The following is a 26,740-nucleotide window of genomic DNA, read 5'->3' as shown; positions in this document are numbered from 1 at the left end:
CTCCTGAGCGCATATCCAGCTCGAAGCACCACCATATAATAATATATTCTTATGTTCTTTTTAATTTTAATTCAGTATTACTTTAGGTGTTAAAGGTCTACACTCTTCATCATTAAGATTCCATTCGTGTTTCCATTGATGTCTTGTCAGGGATGCAACTGACAACAATCGGTAACTAGCGACGAGGTAACGATGTTCAAGTGGCAAGGTTTGATGCTCGCACTCTGTTTGAGTGCCCTGACAGGTTGCGATACAGCACCAGCACAGCAACAAGCTGAAGCGGTGGTGCAACCGGTTAAACTCCATGAGGTCCGCAGTTTAACGGAGCATAGGTTTCGCGAGTTCCCTGCAGTGCTGGAAGCAGCGCAGGTGGCACAACTAGCGTTTCGGGTCGGCGGTGAGATCGATGCTTTCCCTATCAAAGCTGGAACTACCGTACAACAAGGTGAGCTCATCGCCCGTCTCGATCCAACCGACTATCAGTTGGTATTGGATCAGGCCCAGGCTCGCTTTGAACTCGCTCAGGCACAATTCCAACGCACCGAAAGCCTGGTCGAGCAAGGCGTGATATCGCGCCAGCAGTTCGACGAAACCAAAGCCAATCTGGAAGTAGCGCGGGCAAACCTCGAAACGGCGAAGGCCAATGTACGTTACACCGAATTACGTGCGCCCTTTACCGGTACCATCGCCCATGTTTTTGTTGAAGCCTTCGAAACCGTGCAGCCACAACGTCCCATTGCCACCTTACAGATGGACGATGCCATCGACGTCAGTATCACTGTGCCGGAACAGTTATTCGCCCGTGTCCAGCGTCAATTGGATTATCAGCCCGAAGTCATCTTTGCCGCCGCTCCAGAGCAGAGCTACCGTGCGCAACTAAAAGAATGGGATACCACGGCCGATCCTGCGACCAACACCTACAAAGTCGTCTTCACTATGCCAACTCCAGCGGAGTTTAACGTGCTCCCAGGCATGTCCGCGACCGTGCGGGTCGACTCCTACGCCGTTGCAAGCCAGCCGACCAAGGGCGTGCTGATCCCCACTGCCGCAGTTTTCTCTGACACGACAGCGCCCGTAGAGGCGCCACACCGGGTTTGGGTTTTCACCCCCCTGACGAACACAGGTGAAGAACAAAGCGCAACAGGCACCGTGAGTCAGCGCGAAATTCAGGTCGGTCGGGTAACTGGCTCCAGCATCGAAGTCACCGCGGGCTTGAGTGCGGGCGAACAGATTGTAGTAGCCGGCGTCCATGCCCTTGAAGAAGGCCAGCAAGTGCGGCGCTGGATTAAGGAGCGAGGCCTGTAATGGATATCGCTCGTTACAGTATTCGGCGCAGCACCACCAGTTGGTTACTCCTTGTATTACTTTTAGTCGGCGGTGTGTTAGCACTTACCAACATCGGCCGTCTGGAAGACCCGGAATTCACCCTGAAAAAAGCCATGGTGATCACCGCCTACCCGGGCGCGTCGGCGCAACAGGTCGAAGAAGAAGTGACTTACCGGCTGGAAAACGCTATTCAGGAGCTGGGCAACATTGATCACATCAACTCCATCTCAAAACCGGGGCTGAGTCAGATCACCGTAGACATGAAGACCACTTTGCGTGCAGATGATATGCCCCAGATCTGGGATGAGTTACGCCGCAAAGTGAACGATGTCACGCGTCGTCTTCCGCCCGGTGCCGAGCAACCTATCGTACGCGATGACTTTGCCGACGTTTACGGCATTATGCTGGCGGTGACTGGGGCTGGCTACAGTTATGAGGACATCAAAGACTACACCGACTTTTTAAGGCGCGAGCTGGTACTGGTGGAAGGTGTCGGCAAAGTTCTGATCGACGGTGACCAGCAAGAGCAGGTCATCGTTGAGATCTCCCGAAGTAAACTCGCGAACGTTGGCATCCCGCCCGCGCAAGTGCTGAATCTGTTACAAACCCAGAATGTCGTCGCCGATGCAGGTCGGGTACTTAGCGGCGATGAGCGTATCCGTCTGCATACCACCGGAGAATTTGCCAAGGTCGAAGATCTGGCCGATCTGATGATTAGCAATCCCGGTGCCAACGAGCGCATTCTTTTGCGCGATGTGGCCACGGTCAGCCGGGACTACCAGGAGATTCCCGACCACTTGGTCCGCTTCAATGGCCAGCCATCGCTCTGGTTAGGGATTTCCTTTGGCCATGACGTCAACGTCGTCGACGTCGGCCGCCGCGTAGAGCAACGGCTGGCGGAACTCAATTACGCACAACCCGTGGGTATCGATGTTGCCTACATTTATAATCAACCCGCGGAAGTCGACAAGTCAGTCCAAAGTTTCCTCCTCAACCTGGCCGAAGCCGTTGCCATCGTGGTAGTAGCTTTGTTGCTGACCATGGGCTTACGCAGCGGCGTGTTGATTGGCAGCGTATTGCTGGTCACTGTGCTCGGTAGCTTTATCTTTATGTACCTGCTGGACATCCAGCTGCAACGCGTTTCCTTAGGCGCCCTCATCATCGCCCTCGGCATGTTGGTCGATAACGCGATTGTCATTGCCGAAGGTATGCTGGTCGGCGTGCGACGTGGTTTGTCGCGCCTGCAGGCCGCAAGTGTCATCGTACAGCAAAATATCTGGCCTTTACTGGGTGCCACTGCGGTCGCAGTCATTGCCTTTGCACCCATAGGCTTGTCGGAAGATGCCAGCGGTGAATACGCGAATTCATTATTCTGGGTGCTGTTTATTTCATTATTCCTGAGCTGGTTTACCGCCATAACCCTGACCCCTTTCCTTGGCAATCTGCTCTATCGCCGGGATGCCCGTGCCATGAGTGCCAAAGATCAGCCAGAAGACGATGACCATGTCTATCAGCACTGGGTTTTTCGCGGCTACCGTAAACTTCTGCGCCTTTTCCTGCAATGGCGCAAGACCACCATGCTGGTCATGCTGGCCTTACTGGTCGCGGCGGTTGCTGGCTTTACCACGGTCAAACAGTCGTTCTTTCCACCATCGAACACGCCCATGCTGTTTGTCGATGTCTGGTACCCGCAGGGGACCGATATTCGGGCCACCGCGGAGCAGGTGGCTGAGCTCGAAGCCTATCTGCAAGAAACCTATCCAGACCTTGATTATGTTGCCAGTACCATAGGCCGCGGTGCGCCACGTTTCACCCTCACCTACATGGTGGAAAAGTCCTACGAAAGCTATGGCCAACTCATCCTGCGCGCGCAGGACAATGACAAGCTCGCCACAGTGCATGAAGGGCTCACGGCCTATCTGAACCAGCACCAGCCAGACGTGCAGTTTAAGATGAAACCGGTAGAGATGGGGCCGTCGCAAAACGCCAAAATTGAGGCGCGCTTCAGTGGCCCTGACCCGCTCGTGTTGCACAGGCTTGCAGCTCAGGCCGAAGCTATTATGGCGCAAGACCCGGGCGTGCGTAATTTACGCAACGACTGGCGCCAGCGTACCAAAGTACTGCAGCCGGTATTCAATGAGCCCGCAGCGCGCCGACTGGGCGTGACCAAGGCCGACGTGAATAACGTGCTGAAACGCAATTTCAACGGTCAGACCGTAGGCCTGTTTCGTGACGGTACCCAACTGATGCCTATTGTGGTCCGCGCGCCGCTGGAAGAGCGCCGTGAAGTTTCCGACTGGCATGAACTGCAGATCTACTCACCAGCGCTGCAGCAGCATATCCCTATGGCTCAGGTGGTCAGCGCTATGCAACTGGTGGCCGAGGACAATCTCATCCTTCGGCGCGACCGTAAGCGCACCCTCACGGTGATGGCCGATCACGACGTATTCGGCGACGAAACAGCTGCCATGGTACTTGAGCGTATACGCCCAGACATCGAAGCCTTGCCATTACCTGTCGGTTACCGGCTGGAATGGGGCGGTGAACATGAAGCATCGCAAAAAGCCACTGGCGCAGTGTTTCAGGCCTTGCCGCTGGCCTTTGTGGTGATGTTTATTATTACCGTTCTGTTGTTCAACTCCATCCGTCAGGCCGGGGTATTGTGGACCACGGTGCCCCTGAGCGTCATTGGTGTCACCCTGGGTCTGGCACTGTCAGGTCAGCCCTTTGGTTTTATGGCATTGCTGGGCTTTCTCAGTTTATCGGGAATGTTAATCAAAAACGGCGTGGTACTACTGGAGCAGATCCGGGTGGAACTGGCTGCCGGCAAACAGGCATTGGTCGCTCTGGAAGATGCTGCAGTGACCCGGGTACGACCGGTGGTCATGGCAGCGGTCACCACTATTTTAGGCATGGTGCCGCTGTTATTCGATGACTTCTTTGTCAGCATGGCCGTGGTCATTATGTTCGGCCTCGGCTTTGCGACGTTACTTACCTTAATTGTTGTGCCGGTGATGTACGCGCTGGTCATGCGCGTACCCCACCAGCAAAACGCTTAGCTTAATTTCCGGCGGTGCCATAACAGATAGACCGCCGGCAACAACAACAATGACAGCAGCGGCGCCAGAATCATACCGCCAATCATGGGTGCTGCGATACGCTGCATGACTTCACTACCGGTGCCATGGGTCAGCATAATCGGCAACAAACCAGCAATGATAGTGATCACTGTCATCGCCTTCGGCCGCACCCGCAGTACCGCACCTTCCTCTATCGCACTATAGAGTGTTGCACGGCTACGTTGTTTACGGTCCTTCCAGGCATTGTTGAGGTAGAGCAACATCACCACCCCAAACTCCGCCGCGACCCCGGCCAGTGCAATCATACCCACCATAACTGCAATCGACAGGTTATAGTCCAGCCACCAAATGAACCACAGGCTACCGGTCAGCGCTAATGGCAGTGTGGCCATGATCAGTGCCGCTTGTTTGAACGAGCGGAAGGTCAGATACAGCAAGATCAAAATCACCGCTAAGGTCACCGGTACCACTTGCTTTAACTTCGCTTCGACGCGTTGCATCGATTCGTACTGTCCTGACCACGACAACGAATAGCGCGGTGGTAGCTCATAATCAGCAAGTAACGGCTCAGCTGCGGCAATCACATCACCCACGGCGACATTAGGATCCACATCGATAAACACCCACCCCGTCGGCCGGGCGTTCTCACTACGGATCATCGCTGGCCCAACAGTCACCTCAACATCAGCCACCTGCTCCAAGGTCACCCAGGTACCACTGGCACTCGCAATCGGAAGCTGTTTGATAGTCTCCACATGATCCCGAAGGGCACGTGGGTAGCGCAATGTGATCGGGTAGCGTTCCGTACCTTCCACGGTCTCGGCAATTTCCGCACCGCCGATGGCAAACCTGATAGCACGCTGAATCGCCGCTTGATTGATACCATAACGAGCTGCTTCGTCCAGCCGCGGCCGGATCTCCAGATAACGTCCTGACGCAGGCCGCTCGGCAAAGACTGAAGCGACGCCCGGCACACCGTTTAAGCGCTGCTCCAGTTCACTGCCGATCTGCTGAATCTCAGCCAGCTCAGGACCCGCAATTTTCAGTCCCAGTGGGGTTTTCAATCCCGTCGAGAGCATATCAATGCGAGTTTTTATCGGTTGCACCCAGGCATTGGTGATGCCAGGTACCCGTACTGTAGCGTCCAGCTGCTCGATGATTTTCTGCAAGGTCATGCCCTCACGCCACTCACTTTCAGGTTTCAGCTGAATGGTGGTCTCGAGCATGGTCAGTGGCGCTGGATCCGTCGCCGTATCGGCACGTCCGGTTTTGCCAAATACGCTCTCTACTTCCGGAACCTGTTTGATCAACCGGTCGGTGCGCTGTAGCAACTCACCGACTGCGCCGGGACTAATCCCAGGTAAGGTCGTAGGCATGTAGAGCAAATCACCTTCCTGCATGGTCGGCATAAACTCACTGCCCATTTTGCTCAGCGGATAGTAACCACTTACTGCCACTATAACTGCCACAACCACGGTCAACTTCGGCCACGCCAACACGCCATGTAATACCGGCCGGTAAATCCATATCAGACAGCGGGTTAACGGGTTACGTTGCTCGCTGATGATTTTGCCACGGACAAAGTAGCCCATCAGTACCGGTACCAGCGTAATCGCCAGTAATGCTGCTGCCGCCATAGCGAAGGTTTTGGTGTACGCCAGCGGCGCGAACAGCCGTCCTTCCTGAGCTTCCAGTGAGAACACCGGTACGAAACTCAGAGTGATAATCAGCAATGACAGGAACAGCGCGGGACCGACTTCGACGGTAGCGTTGCGGATCAACTGCCAATGCGTAGCGCCCTTTGGCTCCTCGCCATGTTCCTCGCGGTAGTGCTCAAGATGTTTGTGGGCGTTTTCGACCATGACGATGGCGGCATCCACCAACGCGCCAATGGCAATGGCAATACCGCCAAGACTCATGATGTTGGCGTTAATGCCAAGCGAACGCATGACAATAAAGCTCATCAATACCGCCAGTGGCAAGGTGATAATTGCCACCATCGCCGAGCGAATGTGTAACAGGAATAAGATGGTGACGAGGGCAACGAACCCCATCTCTTCCAGCAATTTGGTGGTCAGGTTATCGACCGCACGATGAATAAGCTCCGAGCGATCATAGGTGGGCACGATTTCGACCCCGGCAGGCAAGCCTTGCTGCAGACTCTTTAATTTATCGCGCACACGTTCGATGGTGGCCAGAGCATTCTCGCCATGGCGCATGACCACGATGCCCCCTACCACTTCGCCTTCACCGTTTAACTCGGCAATACCGCGGCGGCTTTCCGGGCCGCGACGTATCGTTGCCACGTCAGCCAAGGTGATATTGGTACCAGCAGCGCTTTGCACCGGCAATGGTAAGGTACGTAAGTCATCCAGCGACTGAATATAACCCGTACCGCGCACCATGTACTCAGCTTCGGCCATTTCGACAATGCCACCACCGACTTCCTGGTTAGCAGCAACGATAGTCGCCTGCACTTGTTCTAAAGTAAGGCCGTAAGTCTGCAAACGGCGAGGTTCAACCACCACCTGGTAGGCTTGCACCATACCACCGACGGTCGCCACTTCTGACACCCCTGCAACACTTTGCAGTTCCTGCTTCAGGAACCAGTCCTGCAGGCTGGTCAGTTCGCCCAAATGATGCTGCCCGGTGCGATCCACCAAGGCATACTGAAACACCCAGCCGACCCCACTGGCGTCAGGGCCAAGTCGCGGCGTTACGCCTTCCGGTAAACGCTCACTGGCTTGATTCAGGTACTCAAGCACCCGGCTGCGCGCCCAGTAAATATCGGTACCTTCTTCAAACAGGATATACAGATAGGAATCACCGAAAAACGAGTAGCCACGCACCTGAGTTGCACCCGGTACAGCCAGCATTAAGTTCGCCAACGGCCAGGTCACCTGCTCTTCCACCAATTGCGGCGCTTGTCCGGCATAAGGTGTCTTCACAATAACCTGTACATCAGATAAATCCGGGATGGCATCCAGCGGTGTGCTGGTCATCGCGCGCCAGCCGAACCAGGCAGCGAGCAGCGCAGCAATGAGTACGAGAATGCGATTACGCAAACTCCAATCAATAATACTAGTGAGCATGGCCGCCTCCACTGCTACCTTGCAGGCGACTACCTTTGAGGCTGGCTTCAGAATCAAGCAGGAACTGGCCTGAGGTGACCACGCGCTCGCCGGCACTTAAACCATGCATAATCTCGGCTTCATCATTCACAATTAAACCTACGTGCACATCACGCTGCTCAAAGGTCTGGTCGTCCGTCTGGACGATCACCCGGTTGTTGGTTCCGGTCATAATTAACGCGCTGACAGGCACCGCCAACACATCGCGCTTAGGCCCGCCATAAAGCTCCACTTGCGCCTGCATACCCACGTGCATACGGCCTGCATCGACATCCTGCGGTAGCTTTATACGCACCCGCTGCGTTTTCGCAACTGGGTCCAGTTCCGGATAAATATAATCGATTTCTGTTTCGTAGGCATTGAGGCCAGCGGCTGGCAAGGTCACATCCACCGGCGCCTGTGGCCGCATCCAGTCGGCGTAACGCTCAGGCACGTCAGCAATTAACCAGACATTGTTGGCACCGGTCACTGTCATCAGTTCAACGCCAGGCTCGACATACATGCCCTCAGCAACATTCAGTGCTGTCACTACCCCAGCATGCTTAGCAAACACAGGGACGCGGTAAAGGATCTCACCCGTTTGCTCCAGTGTCTTCACCTGCTCAGCGGTCAGCCCAAGCAGCTCCAGACGCAAGCGACCATCGCGGATCAGGCGCTGCTTTTGCTGCGCAGATAAGCCATTAATGGTATCCAGAGTTTGCAGAAAGTCTTGTTGCGCGATGACCAGTTCTTTGCTGTAAATACTGTAAAGTGGGTCGCCAACCTGCACTTGCGTGCCCTCACTACGAACGAAGAGTTCTTCCAGCCAGCCGGATGCCCGCGTGTGGCTATGCCAACGCGCATTGTCATTCCACTCGACGGTAGCCAGGGTCGGCAGATAGCGCCAAAGGGTTGTTTCTGCAACCGTCGCGGTGGTGATGCCCAGGTTTTGCTGCATCTGCCCGCTCACCTGCACCACAATCTCATCCACCTGAACCTGTGGCTCAAGATCCATGCCGCAAATCGGACAGGTACCTGGTTCATCGCGCACAATGTGGCTGTGCATCGGGCACACGTATTCGATCGCATCTTCATCGTTCAGCTGTTGCTCAGCGGGGGTTGGCGCGGTTAAATCCTGCTGTTGTTGATGCTCAGAATGATCGCTATGATCTTGTGCCGCAACGGCAGAAACCATAAGAATCACGGCAATGACAGCCACTAGAAAACGTTGTAAAAACATAACTTACTCCTGCAATAAAAACTGAAAAAGGTTTAATCAGCTGTTTGCAGGCATTGGGGGACGATCGTGACGATCCTGACGGGTTAATAAATGACGTGAAGGGAGTAGCCACTGTCCTTGCTCACTGGCAGGTGCGGCTGAAGTAAAACTTGGCAGCAGCGCTAAGGCGCTGGCGCCACAATGGTGCTGGCAATCGCCACAGCTACCATCGCAATCCATTTGCGCGGCAAAAGACGCAGCTTGCGCCTTTACCGATTCATCACAGCAGGCATGATCCGCCGCCATGTCAGCATGATGGCTGACCACAGTCTCACTCGCGACATCCGCGAACGACGCGGACGCAGCAGCAACTGGCGCCGCGAGCGGCACCAGAAGTAATGAGACAATAATCAACCAAAGAAATGCTTTCATGGCGACAGTCTAACCTATTCCTTACCAGATAGTCACGCGTTCTTCTGGCGGCAAGTACAGATCATCACCTGGCTTGACGTCAAAAGCTTCGTAAAATGCTGGTACATTCACAACTGTTCCGTTCACACGGTAATACGCTGGTGAATGCGGGTCGCTCAACACCTGGTTGCGCGTGTATTCATCACGTTGCTTGGTCTGCCAGACTTGCGCCCAGCCCAGAAATACGCGTTGCTCACCCGTGAAACCATCAAGTACTGGCGAAGGTTCGCCATTCAGTGAGTCGACATAGGCACGGTAACCAATGGTTAAACCGGCTAAGTCACCGATGTTTTCGCCAAGAGTTAACTCACCATTAACGAAGACATTCTCAAGTGGCTCATAAGTACCGTATTGTGCCGCTAATTGCGCACCGCGCTCATCAAAAGCTGCACGGTCAGCATCGGTCCACCAGCTTTGCAGGTTGCCGTCGCCATCGTATTTTGAACCCTGGTCATCGAAACCATGACCGATCTCGTGACCGATAACGGCACCAATACCACCATAGTTCACTGCATCTTCAGCATTCATATCGAAGAATGGCGGCTGCAAGATGCCCGCCGGGAACACGATCTCGTTACGTACCGGGCTGTAGTAGGCATTTACCGTCTGCGGCGTCATACCCCAGTCTTCAGCTTTTACCGGCTCACCGATTTTGCTGATGTTTTCCTGATAGTCAAATTCAGCAGAGCGCTTGTAGTTACCTACCAGATCATCTTCCGCTACGACCAACGCTGAATAATCGCGCCATTCGCTTGGATAACCGATATAAGGAGTGAACTTGCTCAATTTTTCCAAGGCTTTTTGCTTAGTTTCTTCGCTCATCCACTCGAGTTCTTTAATGGATTCGCCATAAGCTTTGATCAAGTTATCGACCAGAGTCTCCATCCGATCTTTCGCTTCGGGTGGGAAATACTCGGCAACGTACAACTGACCAAGAACTTCACCTAAGGCGCTATCAGCGGCATCAACACCACGCTTCCAGCGAGGCTCCTGCTCCGGCGTACCACGCAGAACTTTACCGTAGAACGCGAACTGGCGGTCGTTGATCTCTTCACTTAATGCATTGGCAAAATTGCTGACCAGACGCAAGCTCATGTAGTGCTGCCAGGTATCCAGCGGTACATTTTCGAACATGCCACCGAAGTCTTCGAAGTACGAAGGTTGACGAACTACAGCTTCCTGCACCGTTGCAATACCAGCGGCCTCGGTGTAAGCGCCTAGGTTAAATGCACCCAGCAACTCCTGCACTTCTTCCATGGTCTTTTTGTTGTAGGTCTTATCAGCATTACGGCTCTCGACCCGGCTCCATTGTACTTCGGCCAATTTGGTTTCAAGCTCAAGCACTTTCTCGGCTGCCGTTGTCGCAGTTTCTGCGTCATAGCCAACCAGAGTCAGCATGTCGGCGATGTAAGACTGATAGGCCTCCCGAATTTCGACAAACTTCTCTTCGTCTTTCAGATAGTAATCACGGTCCGGTAAACCCAAACCGGCTTGCGACATGTACATGGTATTCACATCAGGATTTTTCGCATCAGCGTAGACATAAAAACCAAAGGGTGAACTCACACCCAGACGTGCGAGTTGTGCAAACTGGGCAGCCACCTGATCATGGTTCTGCAACTTGCTGATCGCTTCTAAGTCACCAGCGATGGGCTGATAGCTCAGGTTATTCAGACGCTCGACGTCCATAAAGCTATTGAAGAAGTCACCGATTTTGTCAGCGTTGGAGCCTGGCTCTGGTGAACTGGCCGCAGCGGTTTCAATGATCTTACGCAGGCGTTCCTGGTTTTCGTCACGCAGTTCGTTGAATGAGCCCACCCGTGACCGGTCCGCAGGAATTTCGGTTCTCTCAACCCAGCCGCCATTGACATAGGTAAACAGGTCGTCTTGTGGGCGAACTTCAGTGTTGAAGTCGTTCATGTCCAAACCTGAGCTTAACTGCTGCTGTACTTGCTCAGCAGCTTGCTCGTTCGCAGTTTCGGTTTGGTTTTGCGGCGAACATGCTGCAACACCAAGGGCCAGGGCCACACTTAGGGCCAAAGTACTCACTTTACGCATAACTTCCTCATAAAATTCAGGAGCGTTTTTGGCCATTCGATAGCAGTTAAGGGTGAAATACTTCCAGCCCAATCTAATCACTGATCTCGAATGGCCAGTAACGGCTTCGTTGTTAATGTCCTATCACGTCGTCGGTGAATAGGTAGTCTTTCAATTGTTCATCAAACTTCTTGTCACGGCGACGAATCCATTCCAGGGTCATGGCCGCATGTTCTTTCTCTTCATCACGATTGTGAATCAGTATTTTCTTGAGCTCATCATCTTTGCAGACGTCAATGCGTTGGTTGTACCAATCCACAGCTTCCAGCTCTTCCATGAGGGAAATCAGGGCACGGTGCATGTCACGGGTTTCGTCCGAAAGTAACTCGTAGGGTTCATGATAACCTTCATTCGCCATAACTCGCTCCTTTTCTTTTGTTAAAAAGTCTTTCTGCGAAGCACCTCTTTACCTTACGGGATGCGCCGCAGCTATACAACTGGAATGCTATGGTATGTATCTTGAAATGATCAGTTTTGGTCGCAAAAAAAACACCGCGGTGGCTGAGCCATCGCGGTGTTTTGTTCGAAGTGTCGTGATGTACGAGAATTAGACCCGTACCAGAACTACGGCCTACTTCTTCTTCTTCGCTTTTTTGTTTGGCAGGTCGGTGATTGAGCCTTCAAACACTTCCGCCGCCAGTCCTACAGATTCGTGCAGGGTTGGGTGAGCATGGACAGTAAGCGCGATGTCTTCTGCGTCACAACCCATTTCGATAGCGAGACAGATTTCGCCCATCAATTCACCACCGTTGCTACCTACCACAGCGCCACCGATGATGCGGTTGTTCTTGTCGAACATCAACTTGGTCATGCCGTCTGTTGCGCCTTGTGCGATGGCTCGACCAGAAGCTGACCACGGGAATACCGCTGTATCGTACTCAATACCTTGCTCTTTAGCTTCTTTCTCAGTCAGACCCGCCCACGCAACTTCTGGATCCGTGTAAGCAATCGATGGAATCACTTTCGGATCGAAGTAGTGTTTCTTGCCAGAAATAACTTCCGCAGCAACGTGACCTTCGTGGACAGCTTTGTGCGCCAGCATCGGTTGGCCAATCAAATCGCCAATCGCAAAAATATTCTTCACGTTGGTACGCATTTGCTTGTCGACTTCGATGAAACCGCGGTCAGTGACCTTCACACCAGCTTTATCGGCAGCAATCTTCTTGCCGTTTGGCGCACGGCCCACAGCAACCAGAACTGCATCATATTTAACTGGCTTGTCAGGGGCGTTATCGCCTTCAAAGGTGACGTGAATACCGTCTTTTTTGGCTTCCACTTTAGCAGCTTTGGTGTTCAACATGATGTTGTCGAACTTGCTCTTCATTGACTTAGTGAAAGGCTTGATGATGTCTTTGTCTGCTGGCGGGATCAGCTGTTCGGTCATTTCGACCACGTCGATTTTCGAACCTAAAGCACTGTACACACAGCCCATTTCCAGACCGATAATACCACCGCCAAGAACCAGCATGCGATCAGGAATGAAGCGCAGCTCAAGTGCCGCTGTCGAGTCCCAGACACGCTCGTCGTCATGAGGTACGAAAGGCAGTTTGATCGATTGTGAACCGGTCGCAATAATGGCATGCTCGAAGTTAACAACAGTTTCATTACCATCGTCATCTTTTACTTTCAGCTGCTTATCGCTGGCGAACTCGCCGTTACCCGTAACGACCTTCACTTTACGCATTTTGGACATTTGCCCAAGACCGCCAGTCAACTGACCGACAACTTTCTCTTTGTGCTTACGGATTTTGTCGAGGTCGATTTTAGGCTCGCCAAACTCAACGCCCTCAGCGTCCATGTGCTTCGCATCTTCAATATGCTTAGCAAGGTGCAGCAAGGCTTTGGATGGGATACAACCCACGTTCAGACAGACCCCACCAAGGGTGCTGTAACGCTCAACAAGTACAGTATCTAAACCTAAATCAGCAGCACGGAATGCAGCTGAGTAACCACCGGGGCCTGCACCGAGTACGACCACTTGGGCATTAATTTCTTTGCTCATGACGACCTCTTACTTTCGTAGAATTTCGTTGAATTCGGTTAACTTTCGCGCGGGGCGCATTATAGCAGCCCCGCCACGATTTGTTTAATTTATAGAATCATCTTACGGATATCTGACAACACGTTGCACAGATACACACTAAAGCGCGCCGCAACCGCACCGTCAATGACACGATGGTCGTAAGACAAGCTGGTTGGCAACATTAACCGCGGCTCAAATTCATCGCCGTTCCATTTGGGTTTCATTTCACTTTTCGAAACCCCAAGGATAGCGACATCCGGTGCATTTACAATCGGGGTAAACGCTGTACCACCAATACCGCCCAGGCTGGAAATTGAGAAACAACCGCCCTGCATGTCCTGCGCTTTCAGCTTACCGTCACGAGCCCGCGTGCTGACATCAATGAGTTCTTCAGAAAGCTCATAAATGCCTTTCTTATCAACGTCACGAATGACCGGCACTACCAAGCCACCAGGGGTATCCACCGCAATCCCGATATTGATGTATTTCTTCATGATCAGGTGCTCGCCATCTTCATGCAGCGACGAGTTGAATTGCGGGTACTCCTGCAGCGCTTTGGCAACGGCTTTCATGATGAACACCAACGGGGTGATCTTCACGCCGTCTTTTTTCTTCTCCTGCAGCTTGTTTTCCTGCTTACGGAAGTTTTCAAGCTCGGTGATATCCGCTTCATCAAATTGCGTGACGTGCGGGATGGTGACCCAGTTGCGATGCAGATTCGGACCAGAAATCTTCTGAATGCGAGACATCGGTACTTTTTCGACTTCGCCAAACTTGCTGAAGTCGACTTTTGGTGGTGCAATCACCTGCAAGCCACCCGCACCTTGTGAGGTGCTGCCTGATGAGGTCGCTTTCGGACGTGACAGCTCATACTTCACGTATTCTTGCACGTCTTCTTTGAGGATGCGGTCTTTGCGGCCAGAGCCTTTGACCTGGTTCAGATCGACACCAAACTCGCGGGCTAAACGACGCACCGCTGGTGAAGCATAGGCTAAACCTTCTGCTTTACCTTTCTTGTCGAGCGGATGATCAGGCACTGGCGGCGCTTTACGCTCCCCCGCCCCAGGGGCAGACCCGGAGCGGTCTGCCCCTTCTGCATCTTCGTCAGAAGATGCACCGGCGCCAGCCGGCTTAGAGCCTGAAGACTCAGATTCAGCCGGCTTAGACTCAGAAGCCTTCTTATCTTCAGACTTCTTACCACCAGACTCATCTGCAACTTCCAAAGTAATCACCAGCGAGCCTTCTTTCACTTTGTCGCCGGTACTCACTTCCACGGATTTCACCGTACCCGCTTGCGGGCTAGGTACGTCCATGGTGGCCTTGTCGGTTTCCAGCGTGATCAAGCCATCTTCTTTTTCGATGGTGTCACCGACGCTGACCAGCACCTCAATCACATCCACTTCACCGTCGTCACCAATATCCGGCACCTTGACGTCAATAACCTTGGTCTCACCGCCCTCCAGGTCAGACCCGGAAGGGGCTGACCCTTCTGCATCTTCATCAGAAGATGCACCGGCGTCAGCCGGCGAAGATCCAGAATCATCGGATGAATCATCAGAGTCCGGGTCAGACCCGGAGCGGTCTGCCCCTTCTGCACCTTCATCAGAAGATGCACCGGCGTCAGCCGACGAAGATCCAGAATCATCGGACGAATCATCAGATGAATCATCCGATTCACCCGCAGCCTCGATCATCGCAATCAAATCGCCTTCACTGATCTTGTCGCCGACACTGACCTTGATGTCACTCACGGTACCAGCGAAAGGCGCAGGTATGTCCATCGACGCTTTGTCACTTTCTACGGTGATCAAACCGTCTTCAGCGTTAACGCTATCGCCTTTGCTGACAATAATTTCAATAACTTCGACTTCTTCGCCGCCCACATCGGGGACGAGCACTTCTTTTGCATCTGCCATGTTTGTCTCCGCTCCCGTCGCTTACGCGTACAGTGGGTTGATTTTGCTAGTGTCGATATCGAAATCCTTAATGGCTTTGGCCACTACTTTGCTATCGATATCCCCGGCTTTGGCGAGTTCTGCTAAGGCTGCCACTACAATATACTCGGCACTTACTTCAAAGTGGCGACGCAAGTTCTCGCGGCTGTCTGAACGACCAAAGCCATCAGTACCCAACACGCGGTAAGGCGTCGGTATCCAGGCACGGATCTGGTCAGCATAAAGCTTCTGATAATCCGTGGCAGCAATGGTTGGCCCCTTGGCCTTGCTGAGTACTTTGGTCACATAAGCTTCTTCAGCTTTCTTGCCTGGATTCAGCATGTTGTGACGATCCACATCCATACCGTCACGAGCCAGTTCGTTGAACGAGGTCGCGCTGTACACTTTTGACGATACGTTGTACTGCTCCAACAAGATAAGTGCGGCTTTGCGCGCTTGCTGCAAAATGGTGCCCGAGCCCAGCAACTGTACCTGACCTTTAGAGCCTTTAGCTTTATGCTCTTCCAGTTCGTAGATACCTTTGATGATGCCTTCTTCGGTACCCTCAGGCATTTCCGGTTGCTGGTAGTTTTCATTCATGACCGTCAGGTAGTAGAAGACGTTTTCCTGCTCACCGTACATGCGCCGCAAGCCATCTTGCACGATGACCGCAACTTCATAACCGAAGGTCGGGTCATAGGTTACACAGTTAGGCACGGTATTGAACAACAGGTGACTGCTGCCGTCCTGATGCTGCAAACCTTCGCCGTTCAGCGTGGTACGACCGGCGGTACCGCCAATCAGGAAGCCACGGGCCTGACTGTCGCCTGCGGCCCAGACCAAATCACCCACACGTTGGAATCCGAACATCGAGTAATAGATGTAGAACGGAATCATAGGTTCGTTGTTGGTCGAGTAGCTCGTCGCTGCCGCTACCCATGACGCCATCGCACCCAGTTCGTTGATACCTTCCTGGAGCACCTGGCCTTCTTTATCTTCACGATAATAGGCAACCTGATCCGCATCCTGCGGCTCATATTTCTGGCCCTGACTGGAGTAAATACCCACTTGACGGAACAAGCCTTCCATACCAAAAGTACGGGCTTCGTCTGGGATAATCGGCACAATGCGCTTGCCGATTTTCTTGTCTTTCAACAGTGAGTTCAGGACCCGCACAAATGCCATGGTAGTTGAGATCTCACGATCACCTGAGCCTTTTAAGACCGACTCAAAGGCTTTCAGAGCCGGCATTTCCAGCTCGACGTCGGTGTTCGGGCGACGCACTGGCATGTAGCCGCCAAGCGATTCACGACGCTCGCGCATGTACTTCATTTCCGGGCTGTCGTCCGGGAATTTGTACAGTGGGATATCTTCCAACTCGCTGTCTTTAATTGGAATGTTAAAGCGGTCACGGAAGTGCTTGATCGCATCCATGTCCATTTTCTTGACCTGGTGGGCGATGTTTTTACCTTCGCCGGCCGAGCCCATGCCGTATCCTTTCACGGTTTTAGCAAGAATAACCTGTGGCCGGCCCTTGGTGTTAACCGCTTTGTGGTACGCCGCGTAAACCTTAACCGGGTCATGACCACCACGGTTCAGACGCCAGATGTCTTCATCGGACAAGTTGGCGACCATTTCTTTGGTTTCTTCGGTTTTGCCAAAGAAGTGTTCACGCGTGTAGGCGCCACCTTTAGCTTTATAGTTCTGGTACTCGCCATCCACGCTCTCTTGCATGATTTGCGCCAGCTTGCCTTCGGTATCCCGATACAGCAGCGGATCCCAGTAGCGACCCCAGATCACTTTGATCACTTCCCAACCAGCGCCGCGGAAGGTGCCTTCCAGCTCCTGGATGATTTTGCCGTTACCACGAACAGGACCGTCAAGGCGCTGCAAGTTACAGTTGACGATAAAGGTCAGGTTATCCAGACCTTCGCGAGTCGCCAGGCCAATCGCACCTAAGCTTTCTGGTTCATCGACTTCGCCATCCCCTAAGAAGCAGTAAACGCGTTGGTTAGAGCAATCTTTAATACCACGGTCGGTCAGGTATTTCAGGTAACGCGCCTGATAAATCGCCTGAATCGGGCCTAAACCCATAGATACGGTTGGGAACTGCCAGAACTCAGGCATCAGTTTTGGATGCGGGTAAGAACTCACACCTTCGCCATCAACTTCCTGACGGAAATTGTTGAGCTGGTCTTCGCTGATACGACCTTCCAGGAACGCACGGCCGTAGATGCCGGGTGAGGCATGGCCCTGAATAAACAGGAAGTCACCGCCGTCTTTATCAGTCGGCGCGCGGAAAAAGTGGTTGAAGCCCACATCGTAGATCATCGCTGATGAGGCAAAGCTCGAAATATGACCGCCAAGCTCCAAGTCTTTTTTCGAGGCACGTAAGACCATGGCCAAGGCGTTCCAGCGAACCGCCGAACGGATACGGGCTTCCATGCTCTGGTCACCAGGCATGGTCGGTTCCTGACTTGCCGGAATGGTATTCAAGTAAGCGGTGGTGGCCGCATACGGCAGATAGGCACCGCTGCGACGCGCTTTCTCAATCAATGATTCCATCAGGAAATGACCGCGCTCCGGGCCATCTTCTTCTAACACGACTTCGAGGGCGTCAAGCCACTCGCGTGTTTCCTGTGGATCAAGGTCGTCTTTCAAATGGTCAGTCATACTCTATCCTTACCCAGTTTACGTTCGGCGCAGTGACCGCTGAATCCGTGACTGTTCACGGTTGGAGGTCAATAACGCGTGTTCAATATAGGCTAGCAGCTGATGGCAAGCTTCGCGCGCTTGCTCGGGCTCGCCAGCTGAAATGGCAGTCACAATGTGCTGCCGGTGTTCGTGCAGTTGTTGCATGACGCCAGCTTTGTGTGACAGGTCGTGCAGGTTTTGCTGAATGTTTTTCTCTAACAGTGGCTGCATACTCCGCACCAGGTGCAGGAGGATCACATTATGCGATGCTTCGCAGATGCGCAGGTTGAATTCGTTGAGTGCATGCGCTTGTGCGGCGAGTTCCGCGTCATCGTCCTGCTGAATCGCGGCAAAGCTCTCGGCAATACGGGCAATGTCCGTTGGGGTGCCACGCATCGCGGCATAATAAGAAGAAATACCCTCGAGCGCGTGGCGAAACTCCAGCAGGTCGAACTGCGATTCAGGGTGCTGTGTTAGCAGTTCCAGGAGTGGCTCCGCCACGCGCTTCTGCATGTTATCGCAAATATAAGTGCCGCCGCCTTGACGTCGCTCAAGTAAACCGCGAGCTTCTAATTTTTGAATGGCTTCGCGCAAACTCGGCCGCGACACCGAAAACTGATGGGCAAGATCACGCTCTGACGGCAAACGCGCGCCAGCTTCTAGCGTGCCATCAACAATCATGCCTTCAATGCGCTGCATGATGACGTCGGACAGTTTGGTCGGTTGTATGCGGTCAAATGCCATTCATTAAGAACCTTAGCAGATTGATTCTGGCCCCACGTCTCTGGGCGGCGATGTGCCTCGATAACAGTGGTGCATTGGTCTTACCAAACGTATTTTAGACTAGTTCAGGCATGAACCCAAACATTAATTCATCAGAACCAGCCCGCAATCGTCATTACTGCCAACAAGACGATGAAAAACAGAAGGTTACGCTTTAGCAGTGCAACAGTGGTCAGAGCAGTTGAGGTCACATCATCCTCATGCCCCGGTTCCAGCTGTTCGGCTGCCGCTGCAACCTTACTCAATGCAGCAAAGTTGTTTTGCGGAGTATTGCCCACTGAACTCAGCCATACCGGCAGCGCCTTGCCGAAGTTCCCCACCATTAAAAAGCCAAAGGTCATGATGCGGGTCGGTAGCCAGTTGATGATCAGCTGCAATTGTGTCCAGGCTTTGCTGTGCGGGTGTTTCATATCGCGCAATGTGGCATAAGCGAGCACCCCGAAGATACCAAACAACACGTAATAAAGCAGCGGTGCAAAGTAATAGCGTAAATGGATCCATGCCAGTAAATCGTGAACCGGAGCAGCGTCGTGAACGCCCGCTGCGCGGCGTATCTGCCGTAGTTGCTCGGCGGTGGCACCGGTATCGCCCAGATTGGCAGCTTCGAGGTAGGCTTTATAGGCTTTGCGCGCCTGCCCACATTGCATGCAGGCCAGCAAAGCAAGTACGCCAACGACAAAAGACAACAGGAAGGAGTCGACCAGCAACACCACAAAAGTAATGATCAAGGCCGGCAGTATGGCCCATACCACCTCGCCCAGCAGGTGTTGCCGCCATTCTGAAATTTTTTCCTGCGAGTCACCGCCGAGCTGGGTTTTCTTAGCCTGCCATTGCTGCCAGCGCAGCACAATGCGGCGCCAATGCAGATTGCGACTCAAGGTCACGGAGCGCTCTAACGAGTACGCCAATAAAATCGCCAATAATTGCATTTAATCATCCTCGCTATGCAGCTGCTGGTTCACAAGCTGCTTAAAATGCTGCCAATCAAAAGCTGGGCCCGGATCGGTCTTACGTACCGGCGCAATGTGCTGATGGCCAACAATCCGCTGCGCTGTCAACGCGGGGTAATGCTCTACCAGAGCTGCGGCGACCCGCGCAAGTTGTTGATACTGTTCTTTAGTGTAGGGCTCGGTGTCCGTTCCCTCAAGCTCAATCCCAATCGCGAAGTCATTACAGCCTCTGCGCCCACAATAGTGCGAGATACCCGCGTGCCATGCGCGCAGATGAAATGGGACATATTGCACGATGCGTCCGTCGCGGTGGATTACCATGTGGGCTGAGACTCTCAGCCCTTTAAGAATAGCAAAGGTCGGGTGCGCCTCGGGATCCAGTGTGCCCATAAAAAGCTGGTCAATATAGGGCTGCCCAAATTCACCGGCAGGCAAACTTATGCCATGCACCACCAGCACACTGATATCGGTCGGGTCACTGCGCTGATCATGATGCGGTGACAGCTTTTGCTCGGCATCCCGGTACTTACCGTTATTAATGCTAGCGTTCGGGTCAGATTCAGTTTTGTCTGTGCTCATGTGCGGCTTCTGCTTTCCACTTGTTGTCGACGTTATCCGTGAGCCTGCCATTGTCACCCCCGCGGCGACCCATTACAATAAGCGCTTTCCTGAACGACCACAACATCATCACCAGAGTCACCAACAGAGAGACCGTTCATCATGGATACTCGTGTACAGCCTGAACTTCTTGCCGCCGACCGCCAACACATGGTCACGCGCGCCCTTACCGAAGACTTAAACGGTCCCCTAGATGAACTGAAAAAAGGTGAACTGACAAAAGGTGAACTGACAAATGAGCAAAGTGGCGCGCTGGACATTACCGCGCAACTGATTCCGGCCAGCCAGCAAGCGCATGGCCGCATCATTACCCGCGAAGATGCAGTGATCTGCGGCACGGCATGGGTCGATGAAGTTTTCCGCCAGCTGGGTGATGACGTCAGGATCGAGTGGCAGGTTGCCGATGGCGACCGCGTCAGCGCTAACACTCTGCTGTGTGAATTGCGTGGCCCTGCCCGCAGCATACTCACTGGCGAGCGGACCGCGCTTAATTTTTTACAGACCCTGTCAGGGGTAGCGACTACGACCGCCAGCTACGTTGAACTCTTAGCGGGTTCATCGACCAAGTTACTTGATACCCGCAAAACCATTCCGGGCCTTCGCACCGCGTTAAAATACGCAGTGGTCTGTGGCGGTGGCAGTAATCATCGCGTCGGTCTCTATGACGCCTATTTGATCAAAGAAAATCACATCATGGCCTGTGGGTCGATTGACGCAGCGATTAAGGAAGCCCGCCGTTTAAACCCCGATAAAATCGTTGAGATCGAGGTCGAAAACCTGGAAGAGTATCAGACTGCGATGGCTGCCGGAGCGGATATTATCATGTTAGACAACTTCAGTTATGAGGATATTCGTAGCGCTGTTAAGCTGAAGTCAAAAAATGTTCGTATTGAAGTGTCTGGAAATATCGTCCGAGATCAGCTAGAGACCTTAGTAAGTACCGGAATTGATTACATTTCTTCGGGCGCGCTTACCAAGCACATAAAAGCGGTCGATCTTTCTCTGCGCATTTCAGATGTCTAACTATTGACGAAACCCTTACATCTGCTATGTTTACTAAGCAGTGCGCAATCCGCAGGTTTAGTCTGTGGAATGCCAGGCAATTGCTTTAAAAGGCAAAACCGTTGTGAGGCGGTGACGCAAAACCTCCGGTCCCTACCGGTGCCTTTTCTGACCTTTTAACGTAAAGGTACTGGCGGATAGCGGGGCTGCAGGCTAAAGTCTGGTGGATGGAGTGGCTATTTCGGCTTTCACGGTCGCAAAGCGCAACCACAGTCTTTCGGCTGATGCAGAGTTTGTTGTTGTTGGTGTGTAATACCAACAAGGGAATGCCACACCGTACAACAATTATAATTGAATACTATCGTACCTTTCGGGAGATTTGACATGAAAGCGCAAGTACAAAAAGGTTTTACCTTAATCGAATTGATGATTGTAGTAGCAATCATCGGTATTTTGGCGGCCGTCGCCATTCCACTTTATTCTGACTATACGCAGCGTGCGAAGGCGAGCACTGGCCTGGCTGCTCTTAACTCTTATAAAACTGCGGTAGCGCTATGTTACCAGAAAACTGGAGCATTAGCTGGTTGCTCCAGCTCAAACGCGACCGCTCAAATTCCAGCAGCAATTACTGCTGCAGGCGTAGTAAATGGTTTGAAAGCAGCATCCGCAACTGACGGCGTAATTACGGCGACATTGGAAGCTCAAGCCCAAGGCGGAGGCGATATCGGTGTTACGTTAGCACCAACTATTGGCAACAGCTCAAATCTCAACTGGGAGATCGGTTGTTCTGATACAGGTGCGGATACTCGCGTAGATGGTTGTACTCAGACTGAGGCCGCTGCGTTGGCGCTTGCAGGAACGAATGCAAGCTAACGTCTTTTGTGTAAGTTCCTTGGGTCCCAAGCTTTATGGCTTGGGACCTCTATTCTTGAAAAAGAAGATGTAAATCAATGCTCCATCATTCTTTAGCCGCACTTCTGCTGCGCGATCGACGTATTCCCGAAGCGCAACTAAAAAGCTGTAGTGAGTATGCATGGGAAACCAAATTACCCTTCACCAGTGTTTTATTAGAGCGTAAACTGATTCAGCCGGACGAACTGGCGGCTTTCTGCTACCAAGAATCTAATTGCCCATGGCTCGACCTGGACGCTTTTAATTCAGAACTTATTCCCCCACAATTTATCAATGAGCGTTTAATCCGCAAGAACCATGCCGTGCCTTTGTATCAGCGCGGCAATGTGCTTTATATCGCGGTGTCCGACCCCACCCGAATTGAAACCCTGGACGAGTTTCAGTTTCGCACCCGCCTGCAATCCGAAGCAGTGCTGGTGCAGGAAGACAAGTTACAAAAGCTTATTGATAAGTTGTTGGAAAACGAAAGCTCCATGCTGGGTGTTACCGAGCAAGATGAGCGAGAATTGCGCGAGATTGATGCCGAAGGTGAAATTCGTGAAGAACATGGCGCAGTCTCCGTCGACGGCAAAAACGATGCGCCTATTGTTATTTATATTAACAAAATGCTGCTCGATGCCATCAAGCGCGGTGCCTCGGATTTACACTTTGAACCTTATGAAGGTGAATACCGAATTCGTTTTCGTATCGATGGTGTCCTGCACGAAATCGCCAGACCTCCGGTTGCGCTTTCTGCGCGAATAGCAGCACGTCTGAAAGTCATGTCCCAGCTGGATATCGCCGAGCGCCGTTTGCCGCAGGATGGCCGTATCAAACTGCGCCTGTCAAAAAACAAGGCCATTGATTTTCGAGTGAGTTCTTTACCGACGATGTACGGTGAAAAACTTGTACTGCGGATTCTGGACTCAGCATCGGCGATGATGGGTATTGAGTCCTTGGGCTATGCTCCGGATCAGAAAAAGCTCTATGAAGAGGCCCTCGCCAAACCGCAGGGGATGATACTGGTCACAGGCCCGACCGGCTCTGGAAAAACCGTTTCCCTTTACACAGGCCTGAATATCCTCAATACCCCCGAAGTGAATATTTCCACTGCGGAAGACCCTGTTGAGATTAACCTTTATGGTATCAACCAGGTTCAGATTAATGTCAAAGCCGGTCTGACCTTTGCCGATGCCCTGCGTTCTTTCCTGCGCCAGGATCCCGATGTGGTCATGGTGGGTGAGATTCGCGATCTGGAAACTGCTGAAATTGCTATTAAGGCCGCGCAAACGGGTCACTTAGTGATGTCGACTCTGCACACCAACTCTGCGGCCGAAACCCTGACCCGCTTAATGAACATGGGCGTGCCCTCCTACAATATTGCCGGCTCTGTCTCGCTCATTATCGCCCAGCGTCTAGCCAGACGGCTTTGTGGTGAATGCAAGGAGCCGGAAGAAATTCCCCACGAAGAGCTGCTGCGTCAAGGCTTTACCGAAGAACAAATTCCTAATCTGACGATTCACAAGCCCGTGGGCTGTGACCGTTGTACCAACGGCTACAAAGGTCGTACAGGGATTTATGAAGTCATGCCAGTGACGGAAGCCATACAAGAGCTTATTATGTCCAGTGCGGGTTCCATACAAATCGCCCGACAAGCACGAAAAGAAGGCTATAATTCATTACGGCAGTCCGCATTAGAAAGAGTCGCTGACGGCACCATCAGCCTGGCGGAGGCAAATCGCGTCAGCAGCAACTAAGGGTTGGCTATGGCAACTGTAGCAAAAAAAAGTAAAAAAATAGACGACTTCAGTGAATTCCAGTGGCAGGGACTCAACCGGCGGGGCCAGAAAGTAAAAGGCCTGATGCGGGGCGATAATGAAAAAGAGATCCGTTCCCGATTACGTGATCAGGGCATCAATCCGCGTTCAGTCAAAAAGAAAGCCAAGCCACTCTTTGGCCATAAAAAAATTAAAGGTGGGGATATCGCGCTTTTCACGCGTCAGATAGCCACCATGCTGGAAGCCGGCGTGCCTTTGCTGCAAGGGCTGGAGATGGTGGCCAAGGGTACGGATCATGTCAAAGTCCGTAATCTGATGCTGACTCTGGCCGATGACGTTGGCTCCGGCTCCCCTCTGGCAGCCTCGTTGCGCAAACATCCAGAAGTTTTTGATCCGCTTTATTGTGACTTAGTGGAGTCCGGTGAAGAGTCGGGCTCTCTGGAAGCCATTTACGATCGAATTGCCACCTACCGGGAGAAATCCGAAGCCTTAAAAGCCAAAATCAAAAAGGCCTTGGTCTACCCTTCTGCGGTTATCGTGGTGGCTATTGCAGTCACTATGATTTTGCTGGTTTACGTGGTGCCTCAATTCGAAAGTGTTTTTAAAGATTTTGGTGCAGAACTACCTGCCATGACCCAGTTTGTGGTGAATTTATCTGAAATTATGCAGGCCTACGCTGTCTATGTCATCGCTGGCTTTATAGCCGCTGGCTGGTTGTTTGCCCGGGCCATGGTTAAAAGTGAAAAATTCCGCGACAAAGTCCAGGCGATCTCCTTAAAAATCCCCGTCGTGGGCATGATCCTCGATAAAGCCGCGGTCGCGCGCTTTGCCCGTACCCTCTCCACGACCTTTGCAGCCGGTGTGCCCCTTATCAGTGCACTGGAGTCCGCAGCTGGCGCGTCAGGTAACTCTGTTTACCGCGACGCCATTTACCGCATTCAAAGCGACGTGACCTCAGGCATGCAAATGAACACCGCCATGGTCAATGCTGACATTTTCCCGACCATGGCCACGCAAATGGTCTATATCGGCGAAGAATCCGGCTCTCTGGATGACATGCTATCCAAGGTCGCGGATGTGTACGAACGCGAGGTCGACGACCTGGTCGATAACCTTACAGCGCTGCTGGAACCCATGATCATGGTGGTCATCGGCGTCCTGGTCGGTGGCCTGATTATTGCCATGTACCTGCCCATCTTTAACCTCGGCGCGGTGGTCGGTTAATGCTAGAACAACTTAATGATGTCTACCCGTCGTACAGCCATCTGACGCTGCTGTTAGGACTGGTGTTGGGGCTGGTGGTCGGCAGCTTTCTCAACGTGGTCATTGGCCGCTTACCGGTGATGATGCAACGTCAATGGCAGCGCGATTGTGCTCTGGTATTGGAAACAGCGACGCCAGAAACAACGCCCAACCCAGCAGCTGAGCCCTCCACTTTTAATATTTCAACGCCCGGCTCACACTGTCCCAAGTGCAAGCACCCGATTAAATGGTACGACAATATTCCGGTGTTGAGCTGGTTGCTGCTGAAAGGCAAATGTCGCAACTGTAAGGCCCGCATTTCACTGCGTTACCCGGCAATAGAGATTCTGACCGGTGTGGTGTTTGCCAGTATCGCATGGTTTTATGGGGCTGGCTGGCCTGCCCTTTACTACATGATTTTCGCAGGTTTGCTGATAGCGATGTTTTTCATCGACTACGATCACATGCTGCTACCGGACCAGCTGACCTACTTTACCTTATGGCTAGGTCTTTTTGTGGCTTGGGCCGGTGGCCCGGTAAGCCTGCCCGACGCCGTCATGGGCGCCATTGCCGGCTATTTATTCCTTTGGTCCGTGTACTGGGCCTTTAAGCTACTTACCGGTAAAGAAGGTATGGGCTATGGCGACTTTAAACTGCTGGCAGCTTTTGGCGCCTGGGCAGGCTTTCAGCTGCTGCCCGTTATTGTGCTGGCAGCGGCCTTTAGTGGCGCGGTTATCGGTATCACCCTTCAGCTCATCCAGCGCGATAAACGCGGGCAACCGATTCCCTTTGGTCCTTTCCTTATTCTCGGCGGCGTAATTGCCTTAATCTGGGGTGAGCCCTTGCTCCATTGGTATTGGGGGCTGGTGCGTATCTGATGTGGGTGCTCGGCTTAACAGGAGGGATCGGCTCAGGCAAGACCACTGTCTCGGACCTGTTTTCCGCTCACGGCATCACTGTTGTTGACGCCGATGTCATTGCCCGTCATATCCTTGATCAGGGCACACCGGCACTTGCCGCTGTAACCGAGCGTTATGGCAAGCAGGCGTTAACTGATAACGGTTCGCTTAACCGGGGCTGGTTGCGAGAAAAAATCTTTGCCGAACCCGAAGAAAAGGACTGGCTGAATCAACTCACCCATCCTCTCATCCGCAGCCAGCTGCTGGAAGAGCTGGAAGCCGCAGCCTCACCTTACGTGATTCTTTCTGCACCTTTACTGGTTGAAAACAACCTGACCCGTTTGTGTGACCGGGTGCTGGTGGTCGATGTCAGCGAAGAAACCCAACGCCAACGAACCTTGGCGCGCGATAAGGTCAGCAACGATCAGATCGAGCAAATTCTTGCCGCTCAAGCTTCCCGCAACGAGCGCTTAGCGGCAGCAGATGATGTCATTAACAACGAAGGCACGCTCAGCGAACTGGCGCCGCAGGTCAAAGCGTTGCATCAGGATTATCTGGGACGAGCGCACCTGAAACGCGCCCGTGAGAAGGCGCTGCAAACCGACCAGGGACAGGAGGACTGA

The 26,740-nt window shown here is 52.7% G+C and carries 19 protein-coding genes and 1 riboswitch; of the genes, 8 read left to right on the top strand and 11 right to left on the bottom strand.

What is annotated here, in order from left to right; genetic code table 11:
• Nucleotides 1-192 precede the first annotated feature (192 nt).
• On the top strand, nt 193-1,305 hold the full coding sequence (locus tag J6J28_RS01400; protein ID WP_301719501.1) for an efflux RND transporter periplasmic adaptor subunit: 1,113 nt from the start codon (nt 193-195) through the stop codon (nt 1,303-1,305).
• Nucleotides 1,305-4,385: an efflux RND transporter permease subunit gene (locus tag J6J28_RS01395; RefSeq protein WP_301719499.1), complete on the top strand. Its 3,081-nt coding sequence runs from the start codon at nt 1,305-1,307 to the stop codon at nt 4,383-4,385. The genes J6J28_RS01400 and J6J28_RS01395 overlap by 1 nt, the downstream gene beginning before the upstream one ends.
• Here the strand turns inward: J6J28_RS01395 and J6J28_RS01390 are convergent.
• From J6J28_RS01390 to ampD, 11 genes are all read right to left on the bottom strand, one after another.
• Nucleotides 4,382-7,498 carry an efflux RND transporter permease subunit gene (locus tag J6J28_RS01390; RefSeq protein ID WP_301719498.1) on the bottom strand — a complete coding sequence of 1,039 codons (3,117 nt, stop codon included), beginning with the start codon at nt 7,496-7,498 and terminating at the stop codon, nt 4,382-4,384. The two genes, J6J28_RS01395 and J6J28_RS01390, sit on opposite strands and share 4 nt — an antisense overlap.
• Nucleotides 7,488-8,756: an efflux RND transporter periplasmic adaptor subunit gene (locus tag J6J28_RS01385; protein WP_301719497.1), complete on the bottom strand. Its 1,269-nt coding sequence runs from the start codon at nt 8,754-8,756 to the stop codon at nt 7,488-7,490. The genes J6J28_RS01390 and J6J28_RS01385 overlap by 11 nt, the downstream gene beginning before the upstream one ends.
• Before the next feature lie 36 nt (nt 8,757-8,792).
• Nucleotides 8,793-9,167, bottom strand: a complete 375-nt coding sequence (locus J6J28_RS01380) for a hypothetical protein (protein WP_301719496.1) — start codon at nt 9,165-9,167, stop codon at nt 8,793-8,795.
• Between the two features lie 21 nt (nt 9,168-9,188).
• Nucleotides 9,189-11,264, bottom strand: a complete 2,076-nt coding sequence (locus J6J28_RS01375) for a M13 family metallopeptidase (RefSeq protein ID WP_301719495.1) — start codon at nt 11,262-11,264, stop codon at nt 9,189-9,191.
• A gap of 112 nt (nt 11,265-11,376) precedes the next feature.
• Nucleotides 11,377-11,661, bottom strand: a complete 285-nt coding sequence (locus J6J28_RS01370) for an encapsulin-associated ferritin-like protein (RefSeq protein ID WP_126763758.1) — start codon at nt 11,659-11,661, stop codon at nt 11,377-11,379.
• A gap of 213 nt (nt 11,662-11,874) precedes the next feature.
• Nucleotides 11,875-13,305 carry a dihydrolipoyl dehydrogenase gene (gene lpdA, locus J6J28_RS01365; protein ID WP_301719492.1) on the bottom strand — a complete coding sequence of 477 codons (1,431 nt, stop codon included), beginning with the start codon at nt 13,303-13,305 and terminating at the stop codon, nt 11,875-11,877.
• Nucleotides 13,306-13,394: 89 nt separating this feature from the next.
• Nucleotides 13,395-15,242 carry a dihydrolipoyllysine-residue acetyltransferase gene (aceF, locus tag J6J28_RS01360; RefSeq protein ID WP_301719491.1) on the bottom strand — a complete coding sequence of 616 codons (1,848 nt, stop codon included), beginning with the start codon at nt 15,240-15,242 and terminating at the stop codon, nt 13,395-13,397.
• A gap of 21 nt (nt 15,243-15,263) precedes the next feature.
• Nucleotides 15,264-17,933, bottom strand: coding sequence for a pyruvate dehydrogenase (acetyl-transferring), homodimeric type (gene aceE / locus J6J28_RS01355; RefSeq protein WP_301719490.1), 2,670 nt, complete (start codon nt 17,931-17,933; stop codon nt 15,264-15,266).
• 18 nt (nt 17,934-17,951) lie between these two features.
• On the bottom strand, nt 17,952-18,698 hold the full coding sequence (gene pdhR / locus J6J28_RS01350; protein ID WP_301719489.1) for a pyruvate dehydrogenase complex transcriptional repressor PdhR: 747 nt from the start codon (nt 18,696-18,698) through the stop codon (nt 17,952-17,954).
• Nucleotides 18,699-18,829: 131 nt separating this feature from the next.
• On the bottom strand, nt 18,830-19,666 hold the full coding sequence (ampE, locus tag J6J28_RS01345) for a regulatory signaling modulator protein AmpE (RefSeq protein ID WP_301719488.1): 837 nt from the start codon (nt 19,664-19,666) through the stop codon (nt 18,830-18,832).
• Nucleotides 19,667-20,266, bottom strand: coding sequence for a 1,6-anhydro-N-acetylmuramyl-L-alanine amidase AmpD (ampD, locus tag J6J28_RS01340; protein ID WP_301719486.1), 600 nt, complete (start codon nt 20,264-20,266; stop codon nt 19,667-19,669).
• Nucleotides 20,267-20,407: 141 nt separating this feature from the next.
• Here ampD and nadC point away from each other — a divergent pair, with 141 nt between their 5' ends.
• The 6 genes from nadC to coaE all read left to right on the top strand — a co-directional run bounded on the left by nadC (nt 20,408) and on the right by coaE (nt 26,740).
• Nucleotides 20,408-21,328 (top strand): carboxylating nicotinate-nucleotide diphosphorylase, encoded by a 921-nt coding sequence (nadC, locus tag J6J28_RS01335; RefSeq protein WP_301719484.1) that lies wholly within the window; start codon nt 20,408-20,410, stop codon nt 21,326-21,328.
• Between the two features lie 81 nt (nt 21,329-21,409).
• Nucleotides 21,410-21,521, top strand: a riboswitch (cyclic di-GMP riboswitch).
• A gap of 170 nt (nt 21,522-21,691) precedes the next feature.
• Nucleotides 21,692-22,180, top strand: coding sequence for a pilin (locus J6J28_RS01330; protein WP_301719483.1), 489 nt, complete (start codon nt 21,692-21,694; stop codon nt 22,178-22,180).
• 77 nt (nt 22,181-22,257) lie between these two features.
• Nucleotides 22,258-23,955, top strand: a complete 1,698-nt coding sequence (gene pilB, locus J6J28_RS01325) for a type IV-A pilus assembly ATPase PilB (RefSeq protein WP_301719481.1) — start codon at nt 22,258-22,260, stop codon at nt 23,953-23,955.
• Between the two features lie 9 nt (nt 23,956-23,964).
• On the top strand, nt 23,965-25,200 hold the full coding sequence (locus J6J28_RS01320) for a type II secretion system F family protein (RefSeq protein WP_301719479.1): 1,236 nt from the start codon (nt 23,965-23,967) through the stop codon (nt 25,198-25,200).
• Complete coding sequence (locus J6J28_RS01315) at nt 25,200-26,096, top strand: prepilin peptidase (RefSeq protein WP_301719478.1); 897 nt, start codon at nt 25,200-25,202, stop codon at nt 26,094-26,096. The genes J6J28_RS01320 and J6J28_RS01315 overlap by 1 nt, the downstream gene beginning before the upstream one ends.
• On the top strand, nt 26,093-26,740 hold the full coding sequence (gene coaE / locus J6J28_RS01310; RefSeq protein WP_301720783.1) for a dephospho-CoA kinase: 648 nt from the start codon (nt 26,093-26,095) through the stop codon (nt 26,738-26,740). The genes J6J28_RS01315 and coaE overlap by 4 nt, the downstream gene beginning before the upstream one ends.

The sequence above is a fragment of the Pseudidiomarina terrestris genome, from assembly GCF_030466375.1.
Classification (GTDB): domain Bacteria; phylum Pseudomonadota; class Gammaproteobacteria; order Enterobacterales; family Alteromonadaceae; genus Pseudidiomarina; species Pseudidiomarina terrestris.
Note: the sequence above shows the minus strand (reverse complement) of the source record. Positions and strands in the feature narration are given on the sequence as shown.